Annotated in this window: 8 protein-coding genes; 4 read left to right on the top strand and 4 right to left on the bottom strand. The window is 28.3% G+C overall.

Translation table 11 applies throughout. The features are described from left to right. The first annotated feature begins 3 nt into the window (after nucleotides 1-3). Nucleotides 4-699: a hypothetical protein gene (locus tag CHB63_RS09515; RefSeq protein WP_089378237.1), complete on the top strand. Its 696-nt coding sequence runs from the start codon at nucleotides 4-6 to the stop codon at nucleotides 697-699. A 170-nt stretch (nucleotides 700-869) separates the two neighbouring features. On the opposite strand, the gene CHB63_RS09510 is transcribed toward CHB63_RS09515, so the two are convergent. Continuing rightward, complete coding sequence (locus tag CHB63_RS09510) at nucleotides 870-2,930, bottom strand: tetratricopeptide repeat protein (protein ID WP_245856888.1); 2,061 nt, start codon at nucleotides 2,928-2,930, stop codon at nucleotides 870-872. 151 nt (nucleotides 2,931-3,081) lie between these two features. On the opposite strand from CHB63_RS09510, the gene CHB63_RS09505 reads away from it, so the two are divergent. The 3 genes from CHB63_RS09505 (at nucleotide 3,082) to CHB63_RS09495 (ending at nucleotide 6,242) form a co-directional block, all read left to right on the top strand. Further along, nucleotides 3,082-3,366: an STAS domain-containing protein gene (locus CHB63_RS09505; RefSeq protein ID WP_089378236.1), complete on the top strand. Its 285-nt coding sequence runs from the start codon at nucleotides 3,082-3,084 to the stop codon at nucleotides 3,364-3,366. 25 nt (nucleotides 3,367-3,391) lie between these two features. Then, nucleotides 3,392-4,654 carry an MATE family efflux transporter gene (locus tag CHB63_RS09500; RefSeq protein WP_089378235.1) on the top strand — a complete coding sequence of 421 codons (1,263 nt, stop codon included), beginning with the start codon at nucleotides 3,392-3,394 and terminating at the stop codon, nucleotides 4,652-4,654. A 382-nt stretch (nucleotides 4,655-5,036) separates the two neighbouring features. Continuing rightward, the gene (locus CHB63_RS09495; RefSeq protein WP_089378234.1) at nucleotides 5,037-6,242 is read left to right on the top strand and encodes a glycosyltransferase; all 1,206 of its coding nucleotides are present in this window, start codon (nucleotides 5,037-5,039) and stop codon (nucleotides 6,240-6,242) included. Here the strand turns inward: CHB63_RS09495 and CHB63_RS09490 are convergent. The 3 genes from CHB63_RS09490 to CHB63_RS09480 are packed head-to-tail and all read right to left on the bottom strand — an operon-like array spanning nucleotide 6,225 to nucleotide 12,089. Continuing rightward, complete coding sequence (locus tag CHB63_RS09490; protein WP_089378548.1) at nucleotides 6,225-7,778, bottom strand: glycoside hydrolase family 2 TIM barrel-domain containing protein; 1,554 nt, start codon at nucleotides 7,776-7,778, stop codon at nucleotides 6,225-6,227. The two genes, CHB63_RS09495 and CHB63_RS09490, sit on opposite strands and share 18 nt — an antisense overlap. After that, the gene (locus CHB63_RS09485; protein ID WP_089378233.1) at nucleotides 7,759-8,997 is read right to left on the bottom strand and encodes a hypothetical protein; all 1,239 of its coding nucleotides are present in this window, start codon (nucleotides 8,995-8,997) and stop codon (nucleotides 7,759-7,761) included. The genes CHB63_RS09490 and CHB63_RS09485 overlap by 20 nt, the downstream gene beginning before the upstream one ends. Then, the gene (locus CHB63_RS09480) at nucleotides 8,997-12,089 is read right to left on the bottom strand and encodes a hypothetical protein (protein ID WP_089378232.1); all 3,093 of its coding nucleotides are present in this window, start codon (nucleotides 12,087-12,089) and stop codon (nucleotides 8,997-8,999) included. Before CHB63_RS09480 ends, CHB63_RS09485 begins: the two co-directional genes overlap by 1 nt. Between the last annotated feature and the right edge of the window lie 17 nt (nucleotides 12,090-12,106).

Genomic DNA, 12,106 nt, shown 5'->3' with positions numbered 1-12,106 from the left:
AAAATGAAAAAATATTTATATTTAATTTTAGTAGTAAATTCTTTAATAGCTTGCGGGGAATCAGGAGATGATCCAGAATCAATTTCTGTTGTTGAAAATAGAACGCCTTCTGTACCGGTTTTAATGGCTCCAGTTGATAATTTACTGTGTATTGATAATACAGTTACTTTTAATTGGGAATCTTCATTAGATTTGGATGGAGATACTATTAATTATACAATTCAAATTGCAAAAGATATTCAGTTTTTACAAATGGTTCACAATGCTAGCATTCAAAAAACAACAACAGTTTTTGCATTAGATATAGGAAAGGCATATTACTGGAGAGTAAAAGCAACAGATAGTAAAAATGACTCAAGTAGTTTTTCATCTACCTTTCAATTTTATACTGAAGGTATTGCTTCTGAAAATCACCAGCCATTTTCACCTGATTTAGTTTCCCCAGAATTAAGCTTTGTAGTTCAAACAACTACTGCAACTTTGGAGTGGACAGCTAATGATGTTGATAATGATACTTTAGTGTATGATATATTTTTCGGGACAGATAATCCACCTTTACAAAAGTTAAGTGCTAATCAATCTGAAACAATCTTAAATGTTGAAGTAGCATCTTCAAAAGTGTATTATTGGAAAGTAGTTGTTAAAGATTCGAAAGGAGCACAATCAATTGGACAGGTTTGGAATTTTAAAACGGATTAAAATATATTGGTCTGAAAAAATGGATTGCTTAATCGAAATTTATAAAATTAGTTATTATAAAACATATTTTGAAGTGCGCTTATTAATTAGGTTAAATTAATAATGAGATAAATAAATTATTTAATACCCCAATCAACCCCAATTCAAACCGAAGTTTTCTTCGGTTTTTTTTATTTTATAAACTTCTTTAAGAAATTAGGTTGTCTGGTTAAATACCATTTTAAAACAAAACCAACTTCTGTAAAAGTAAAACCAGCTGCTGTTGCAGAAGCAATATTACTTCGAGTTCCATAAACATTTGTTATTAATCTGTCGGATACATTATAGCCTAATTTAGCTTGTATTCTATAAGTAGATTGCTTTGGTTGATCTTCAATATATTGATAACCTGTGGCAGCATTTAAACTATAAAATAGTTTTTTATCATTTTTAGAAATTTCAATAAATACTTCTACAGCATTAAATTTTTCAGGACTAAAATAAACAGTTGGCACCTGGTTTTTAAATGTTATATGTTGAAAATTTAAACCTCCCTTAAATGCTGGTTTTGATAAAAAATTATAATACAAGGAAGTAAATAAAAGATTTCTTTCATTATCATCTGTTTGTGTTGTATATAAATACTGAGTATACCAGCCAAATTTAAAATTTGTACTTAGATTATAATTTAGAATAAGGTTATTGGATGCAATTTCTTTGTCAACTAAGTCGGCATTAAAATTTTGTACTTCTCTTTTATATCCAATTTCTAAATCTTGAAGCTTAAGAGGTTTCATTTTAAAAAACACTTCAGCTAAAAGTTGATTATATTCGTTACTGTAAGAATTTGCTCGAGAAATACCTGCTTTAGCATTAAATATAATTTTTGGATGAAATTGATATTGTAATTCTAAATTAAAATTATTTGATTTTGCTTCATTTTTTGAAACAGTATTCTCGGTTTTTCTATATTCGTAATTGGCAGAAAAACTTAAGCTTGTATTAATTGGAAACGTAATTTTTGTGAAAGTTGAATAGGCAACGTTATCTCCGTTATCAAAAGTATAACTCAGTTTTTCTTCAATAAAAGGAGTGTAATTTTTGTTTATTTTTTCTAAAAATCCCTGAGCATCTTTTTGGTTTTTAAAAATACCCAGTGTTTTAAATACTCCCTTGTATGCTTTATTTATTTCTCCATTTGCAAAATACGCGTTAGTACTTCCTAAATTTCCATCAAAAGAGAGAGAATCTTTTTTTAATATTTGTTTATAATCAGCAATGGTTTCTTTAAAATCGCTTCTATACATTCCTAAAGTTGCACGCAGAGCTAATATCCAATTCTCAGTTCCATAATCAGTTAATAAATTATGGATGTTGGTTTCTGCCTCTTTAAATTTTCTATTCCAAATAAGTGCTTGTGTGTACCGTTCAAAAGTTTGTTTTGTTAAAGTAGTGTCTTTTACAATTTCCGATTTTAATAAAGCAGTTTTAGAGATTTCCAAAGCATTTTTATCATTTTCATCAATATGTGCAACTAAAGCCAATCCGTTTAGGGCAAGTAAACTGTCTTTAGCGTTGGTTGCTATTTGTTCATAAATTTTAGTAGCATTAGCTGTTTCTTTTGTCATTAAATAAATATTTACCTTATTTAATAAGGTTTCTTTATCATTTGGAAAATCTATTAAATTTTCATTTAAAAGAGAAAGAGCTTTGTTATAATTTTGTTTTTGAACAAACTCATTTGCATAACCTAAACGAATGTATTTTTTAGAAACCATAGCGTTTGGGTTTTTAACTGAAACTTCTAGCGCTTTATTTACATAAATAAGTGCGTTTTCGTATTCTTTTAAATTTGAAAAGGTATTTGCAAATCCAAGTAAAGCAGCGAAGTTAGTTGGGTTTTCTTCAACAAGTGTTGTGTAGTAACCTTTTGCTTTTTCAAACTGGCTTCCCCATAAAAGAGATTCGGCATAGTTTAATTCAATTTCAAGATCTTTAGGGTATTCTTTTAATAATTCGGTAAATATTCCAACAGCTTTCTGAGCATTACCATTTAAACCAACTGCTCTTCCATAACATAGATTTGCGGTTTTGTTTTCGGGATAATCAACTAGTATTTTTTGAAAAAAGACTTCAGCTTTATCAAATTTTCCTGTTTCTAAGTATTGAAAACCTTCTTGCATGTTTTGACTAAAACACGCAGCCGTAATAATTAGAGCTATTGAAAAGCATATTTTTTCAAGAAATTTCATTCTCATTTTTTTAAGTTATTAAGTATTGCAATTTAAGTATAAAGAACTAATAATTCATCGATAAAAAGGCGCATTTCATCGAATAACAAAACCCTTTCAAGTAGATGTTGATGATATTTGTATCAGAAATAAACAATAAAAACAATTAATTATGGCACTTGCAATTACAAAAAAATCGGGTATTTATGAAATAAATGGAGCGTTGGACCCTCAAAACATGAGTTCTATTAAAAATTATTTTGAATTATTAATTGAGCAATCAACATATATTAAAATGTCTTTAAATAAAATTATTGATTTAGATATAAACGGAGTTCAATTTATTGCTTCTTTATATAGAAAAGCAGTTGCAAAAAACAAAGTGTTTTTTATTGTTGGCTTAAATAATAAAGAGGTTGTTCAGTTATTTAAAAAAGAAGAAATAACAACTTATTAATAAACACCAATTTATAACCTCAATTATGAAAACATTAGCATTTAAAAATTCAATATTTCCAAAGCAAATTAGTACAGAGCAAATTTTCATGTTGTCTATTTTGTTAGTGAACGGGGGTAATTATATTTATAATTTACTTTTAGGTAGAATTTTAGGTCCTTCAGAATTTGCTGATGCAGCCATTTTAATTACATTTTTATTGGTGTTATCTTTTGTAGGGATGACATTTCAAATTGTAACAGCTAAATATGCAGTTTTATTTAAAAAAGAAAAACTAACTACTTTTTTAAAGTTAATTACAAAATATGCAACTTTTTTTGGGCTCCTATTTGGAGCTCTAATATTTTTCTTTCACAAAGAATTACAACAAATTTTTCATACCCAAACATCGTCTATGTTTTGGATTTTTGCTTTAGGTCTTCCTCTTTATTTTTTAATGAGTGTTAACAGAGGTTTGTATCAGGGAAAAGATTTATTAAATAAATTATCTGTTACCTATCAATCTGAAATGATTAGTAGATTGGTTTTAACAATTGGAATTGTATTATTAATTCCAGCTATTCCATCTTCAATTGCAATTGCAATAGGAATTGTAATTTCATTTATTTTTGGATTGTTTCCTTTTCAAAAAAGAATTGTTAAATCTAGCAGGGTTGTAACCGAAAAATTAGTTGAAACAAAAAGTATTATCATCTTTTTTGGATTAACCGCTTTTTATGAGTTAACTCAAATTATTATTAATAACAGCGATATTATTTTAGTAAAACATTATTTTGATAATGAACAAGCAGGGTTATATGCTTCTTTAGCTTTAATTGGTAGAGTTGTTTATTTTGTATCATGGATGTTTGTAATGTTATTATTACCAAAGGTTATTCAACTAAAAAAAGACGGTGAAAACACCTTGCCAATTTTATTAAAATACGTGGGTTATATAATTATTTTATCTACTTTAATTGTATCTTTTACTTGGTTATTTCCAGAATTTGTTGTGAGATTAATGTTTGGAGAACAATATATTTCAATTTCTCCTTTACTTTGGAAATACGCTTTAGCAACTTCAATTTTTGCAATTGCCAATATATTTGCCTACTATTTTTTATCAATTGGCAAATACATCCCAGTAATAGTTTCTGCATTTTTAGGTCTAACTCAAATAGGATTAATAATGTTATACCACAATTCATTAGAACAAGTTGTTTTAATGCAGGTTTTAACAATGATAATATTATTAATTTTTCAGTTGGGTTATTTCTTCTATCATAATAGTAGAGAAATAAAAGAGTAGCACAGGAGAATTTTCATAATTGTTTTTTTTGATTTTTAATTGAGATTAAGCGGCTACAAAATTTGTAGTTTCTTGATCTTTTTAGATTGTATTCAATAGATAGAATAGTAGCTGTTATTTTTAGATATTTTTTTTACTTCTTCAATTTTATTAGACCTCAATTTTGATATAATAAACAGTGCATTTTAAAATGAAATGGGCATTGTTTTTTAACCTAATAATCTTCAAAGAGAACTAATTTTTAGTATAGTTGAAATTCTTTTATCAACACCTTTTTTCCATTCGTCGACACTTACTTTCGAGCTATCGAAGATTAATTTTTAAGCTGTTTTGTTCCGCTACTTTTGAATAGAAATTAAACAAAAACTTAAAATATTTAATTATGAAAATAGCAATAGTAACAGCGTTCCCACCTAGTAAAGTAACCTTAACAGAGTACGGTTACCATTTAGTAAAACACTTCGCTCAAAAAGATGAAATAAGTGAAATAGTTTTAATTACAGATCATACAGAAGAAGAAAAACAAATTGATTTTAAAACTAATAATTGTAAAATTACAGTTAAAGATTCTTGGAAATTTAACAGCTATAAAAATGTTGTAAATATTTACAAAGCTATAAATGAAGAAAAGCCAGATGCGGTGTTATTCAACCTTCAATTTATGAAGTTTGGTGATAAAAAAATACCTGCAGCTTTAGGGTTATTATTACCAATGATTTTTAAATTAAAAAGAATTCCTTCTATTGTTTTATTACATAATATTTTAGAGCAAGTAGATTTAAATAGTGCTGGTTTTGCAAGTAATAAATTGTTGCAAAAAGCCTATAACTTTATTGGAACTACATTAACTAGATTTTTATTGAAAGCAGATTTAGTTGCTGTAACAATTGGTAAATATGTTGAAATTCTTAACGAAAAATATAAAGCTGATAATGTTGTTTTAATTCCTCACGGAGCTTTTGAAACTCCACCAGAGCCAAGCTTTGAATTACCAAAAGGACCAAAAAAAGTAATGACTTTTGGAAAATTTGGAACTTATAAAAAAGTTGAAATAATGATAGAAGCTGTTCAGGAAATAAGAAAAAGAACAAGTGAAGATATTGAAATTGTTATTGCAGGAACTGATAGCCCAAATACCCCAGGTTATTTAGAAAATGTTAAAAAGCAATATGCGCACGTTCCAAATATAACATTTACTGGTTATGTAGAAGAAAGTGATGTACCCGTAATATTTGATGAAAGTGCAGTAGTGGTATTTCCATACACTTCAACAACTGGAAGCTCAGGAGTTTTGCACCAAGCAGGTAGTTACGGAAAAGCAGTAGTATTACCAGATTTAGGAGATTTAAGTTTATTAGTTAAAGATGAAGGCTACAGAGGTGAATTTTTTAACCCTACAAGTACAGCTTCTTTAGCAGATGCTATTCAAGAAATTATTACTAAAGAAGATTATAGAATGGCATTAGGAAAAAATAACTATAAAGCAGCGTGTTCATTACCAATGGAAACTATTACTGATATGTATATTGAGCACTTCAATACGATTGCAGCTAGAAATGCGGGTATGGAGTTAGTTGGTAATATATAAAAAGGAAGGTTTTTTATCTCCGTTTTCATTCATAAAACCAAAATATTTTTGTTTAGTATTTCGCCAGGGTAGGCGTCCAGCTACAGAAGTTGGTACCTCTTTAAAATCATAAAGACCCCAGGACATAAATGCAAGTGATTCTTTTTTAAAGATTGCTTGCATTTCTTTATGATATTCTGCTTGTTTAGTTTCGCTACTACTATATAAATTCCAAATACCCGTGTAAGATGAAAGTCCAAATTCTTGTAAAACAATTGGCTTGTTTAAAGATTGCTCTTTTAAGATTTTAAAATCGTTTTCAAAATTATCTATACTTTTATAATAGTGGTATGAAACAAAATCTACTTCATCTAATAAATGAATAGCAGCTTCTGGAGAAGACCAACCAATAGTAACTAAATGATTTGGATCAAACTTTTTAATTTCTTTAATCATTTGAGATAACCAAGCCAAAACTGTTTTTTTATCTCTGCTTTCAAAATCTAAATCAGGTTCATTTTTAAGATCCCAAGCTAAAATAGCTTTGTGGTTTTTAAAGGTTGAAACAATTTGAGAAGCATGTCTATGCGTAAGTGTCCAGTTTAATACCGAATAATCTCCGTAAAAATCAAATAAAGTAACAACAACTTTTAAACCTGTATTTTCGGCAGTATTTAAAACTTCTTTTAATTTTTCTAATTTTGCTGGTGGTACTTTTTCCTTCCCAAAATCTTCATATTGAATAAAAATCCGAATACTATTTAGTCCGGAGTTTTTAATAAGCTTAAAGTCTTTTTCAATTATTTCTAAATCAAAATTTTCTCCAAACATATCCCAGGGCGTTTCCTTGGGATAATAGTTAATTCCTTTTATTGTAAATGGTTTTCCTTCAACTAAAATTTCTGAATCTCTAATTTGATTAATTTGTGTTGTTTTAAGAGTATCTTTTTCTGGTTCATTTTCAATTTTAACCTTGTGTCTAATTCTCCAAAAACCATCTTCTAATAGCAGAATAACTTTATAAGAACTTGTGTCGGTTGTACTTAAAACCAACTTGTTATTTTGAAATACTTTTTGAAATTCAACCACATTTTTATCGGTTAAAACAGCTAGTTTTCCATCTTCACTGTAAAATTCTAATTTAGGGGAATGACTAATAGTTGTAGCTTCAATAGAAATTTTTTGTTTTTTATTTAACTTAAGTGTATTAAATATATGTACACGTGCACTATCCGTATAAAAATCTTCAATGCCATAGGGACTATTATTTTTAAAGGCAATATTTTTTATATACCAAGATTTTAAATAATGATCTTCAATACTTTTTAGTTCTTGTTTTGATATTTCTCTTCCAGGATTATCTAGGCTTATCCAATTTATTTCAGGGGAATAAACGGTTTCACTTTTAACATCAATATGCAACATATTTGCTCTGTCAGCTCCAGTTTTTAAATAAGCTAAAACAGAACTTACACCATAAATAATAAGAATATTTATAGCAATAAATGACAGAATTAAAATTCCTCTATAAATATTTTTATTCAGTTTTTGTTGCATAATTTTTTGTTTCAATCATTTTTGAATTACCTAAAACATCTACAATAAATGAATAACTTTTTTCTGTGTAAAATTCAGCAGAAATTTCAAATGTTACAAAACCTTTAAAAGATGTTTCTGTTTTTGTTTCTATTAAATTACTGTTGTTAAAAATTTTAAGTTTAACCAATGCACCGTCTGGGATTAGTTGGTTCATAAAACTTTGAATTGGACCCACTTTTATTTCTCTGTTATTTTCAGAAAAATGAACATTAAAATTAGTTGTTATTGGTTCATAATTTATGGTTATTGTATTGCTTTCGGCTAAGCCATTAACATAACCTTTTACTTTCCAATTATCTTTAGAATCAGGATGTAAAATTTTAGCTTTTGCAAATCCATTTATAGTTGTTGCTCTGGTTTTTAAAATATTATTTTCAGTATTTTCAATATTAAATTCAACAATAGTTCCATCGCTAATTGTATTGCCAAACTCATCTAATATTTTAGAAGTTGTAATTTCAGTAATTTGGTTGCCATCAGCAAAATTGTGATTTCTGTTGAAGCTTATAAAAAAATTTGTTGGGTTTGAAGGATAAATAACTGTTGTTACTTCATTTGAATTTGTTGTTTTACAAGATGACGAAACTAAAATAGATCCAGTTTTTTCTTTTGCCATAATAGTATTCCAAGCAATTAAATTTTTAGTTTTTTCTTCTGTTGAGGTAATATTGTCTAAAAATTGTTCATTTATTTTTACTGAAGTATTTGCTGGAAGTGGATTGTCATAAATATCGGTAGGGATTATAACAAACATTGAATAATCTCTTTTTCCAGCCTGAATGCTTCTTGGCCCCAAATAGCTTTCAATAATTGTTTTAGTAGCAATATTTGGAAGGATTTCAATGCTATTTTTTAGTTGAGTTTTTCCCTCATAAATTAAAGACCAATTTAATATTCCAGCCTTTTTAGAAAAAACAGATGGTATTATAAAAATTAGTTTTGTTTCTTTCTTTTTAGGACTTATTAATGTACTACCGTATGAATTATTAATAAAAAGAAGCGGTGATTTACCATCTTCAGTAGAAAAAGTTAAGGCTACTTCTGTACCAGCTAAAAACGTTTTTTCAATTGTTTCAAGTTTAAAAAATATAGTTTTAGGATTCACCGTTTTAATGGAGAATGCAGAAATTAGCATAGCAATTACTATAAAAAACGATATGTAGCTACTTTTTCTCATTATTTTGGATTCCCTATATAATTATTAATTTCAATTTTAATAAATTTAAAATCGGATACGTTATTAATAGGTTGTAATTGTTCTTTTAAATGTTTTTCGTTTCTGCTTGGAACTACTTTTTGCGCAATTGATTTATTTGGTAAACCATTGACAAAACAATTTTCTATACTGTTATTTAAAACTTCAATACTGTCATTTTGTTGAAGTGGATAATTGAAATATTGTTTTCGTTGTACTCTAACACCTTCTCTTAAAAATTGATGTTCAACCCAAATTATTTCTTTTTTATTGTTGTAATAGGAAACCAAAATTTGTGGAATAGTAACTTCTTGTATTCCATAGTTAAATAAGGTTCCGTCAATATGTTTATTATCAATTTCCAAATTTGTAATTGCAACATTTTTATATAAATCTGTTGTTGCAACATTTCCTGCGGCTTGTAAATTGAATTTAGTTGGTTGCTCCTCTAATTCTATTGGAGTAAATTCATCGGGATTAAAAGTTGCTGGAATTTTTTCATTTGGATTTAACCAGGCAATTCCTTCAAAATCTATTCTGAAGCTTGTAATTTCTTTAGGTAATAATTTATGCTTAATTACATATTTCGCATTGTAACTAGCTAATTCTTTATTGTTGTCAGAATATAAAGTTCCTTTTAAAACCACATCTGCAGGTACATTATCTATATTTTGAAGTTCACCAACAATAGCATATTGATTTTTATATTTCACCAATGAAGCGGATAAAATTTCTAATACTGGTTGTTTAAGAACATCTTCATGGTTTGTTTGTTGAGTTGTAATTCTCCTTCTACCATGGTTATAATATTCGGGGATATTATCTGAAAATAACTGGTCAGGTGGAATATCTAAATCGTACGAATTTGGGATAACATACCATTTATTATTCTTTTTAATCAATTCGTGATTATAAGTTTTACTAATGATTTCTAGAGGTGTAATCCATTTAGTATTAGCAATTATTTTTGCGTTTGATTTGGTTTTTGATACAATTTCTACATCAATAGCATCTAATTTTGCATACGAACTTAAAATACCATCGGTTACCGAAACTTCTAACATATATTGTGATATATCAATATCGCTATCCGGATTTATATAAGAATGTGCTCTTTCAAATTCTTTGAAATCAAGAGCGTCGTAATAAGCTTTAACTACATTTTTAGGGCTTATTTGTGCCGTATTTTTAACATAAAATAAATAGATACCAAAAACGAAAATACCAGTTAAAATAACAGCCCAAATATGACTGATTAGGATTAATTTACTAGGAAAGTTGGTGTAATTATTTTTAAATTTTAAAAATGAAGGAGATTCTTTAATCTTTATTTTCAGGGTTTGATACCAAACCATTTGAATGTTTAAAATAAATGCAATTAGAACCGTTAACAAAGGAATGATTCCCCACATTAATTTTAAAAATGTAGGAACTTCATCTTTAGGAAGTATTTTAGAAAGTGGAGGAACGTTTAATTTTTCCCAAACCATAATGCCATTTTCTAATTGCCTTAATCTTTGCCAACCACAGAAATACAAAATCGGATCATAGAACTTATCATTAGAAAACACGTATTTTAAATTATACTTTTCGGGAACTGTAAGAAACTGTTGTAAACTTCCAATTCCTTCAACACCTCTAAATTTTGAATTTTCCAGTCTCTCAACCGCTCTTGTTGTAAGCTCTGGCAACCTTCTGGCTGAGTGGTAATTTCCATCAACAGTCATTGCGTTTGTTTGAGCCGAAAGCCAGGCAATTTGATCACCAAAACCTAATGGTAAAAATCTCCAATGATCGTGTTGATCTTGATTTAGGAAATTTAAAATTGGCAGCATTTTAATTTGTTGTGGTTGCGTTGGTCTAAAATAACCTAAAGTAATTGTAAAAGCTGTAAAAAATAAGAATAGGCCCATAAAAGCACCTCCTAAAATTCTATGGTAAACAGCACCAAATTTTTGTTGAATTTTTTCTTTTAAGTCACCTTCAACAAAGCGATAAGCAAATTCTCCAAACATTGGTATTGCCATAATTGAAGCCCATAATGTAAACCTGTCTAAGGTTAAAATATTGAAAGCCGTTTCCCCTAATAGTTTTAAAGGTATTGGAGTGGTTCCACCGGTGCCTAAAATTGAAAGTATTGTAAATGAAAGGCCAAAAAATAAATAACGTTTTGAGTAATATCTATAATAAATATAAGGTAAAATAAACAATAAAATTCCCCAAGGAATTAGAAAAAAGACCAATCCCGAAGAGGTTATTTCTAAAAAATTATCTCTACTTCCGTGTGGAATTGGAACTTGTGTAATTGGATTTGCTTTAGAGTTTATCCAATACGGTAAAATACAAAACACAATTGTTAGAAGAGAGAGGCCACCAAAACCTACAATTCTTTTAAATAACCTAAAAAATGATTGTAAAAACACTTTAAATGTTACCTCTTTTATAGAGTTTACGTTGTCTCTTGAATGGTCCATTATTACCATTCCAATCAACGGAAAAATAAAGAAGATCATTCCAAAAATAGGCGTAACGTGATGAGATGTTACGGTAACTGCTATTAAAGAAATGGATGTTATTAAATAGCGGTACTTACCAGTTTTAATCCATAGATATATTTCAGGGAGGGAATGCATTAAAATTGAAATACCTATAATACTCGGTAATTGTCCAAAAATATGCAGCGTTTCTACAAATGAAGAAGATATTGTCGCCAATATAGCGGCATAACCAGCGGCTTTTCTATCTGCTGTTATTAATAATGAAAATCGATAAGATCCAGTAATAAAAAGTATTACAGCAATAATTGCTACTGTGAACATTCCAAATTTTAAACCTCCAATTAATGATAATAAGCCAATAGTTTGGTGCACTAAAGGCGGATACCCCATTACTGTAAAACCAGTATACCATTTGTAATTCCAAGGTTCAAACCAACTGGTTGAATAATGTTCTGCAAAAAATAAATGAATTAATGCGTCGTAAGTGTTTTCTAAAGTGAAAAATATAGAAGTGCCGTGAAAGATTACACCAATTAATAAAGCAACAATTAAATATTTATTTGTCTTTTCCTGCATTAAGAATAAAAATTTCT

This window comes from Lutibacter flavus (assembly GCF_900188355.1).
GTDB lineage: Bacteria > Bacteroidota > Bacteroidia > Flavobacteriales > Flavobacteriaceae > Lutibacter > Lutibacter flavus.
Note: the sequence above shows the minus strand (reverse complement) of the source record. Positions and strands in the feature narration are given on the sequence as shown.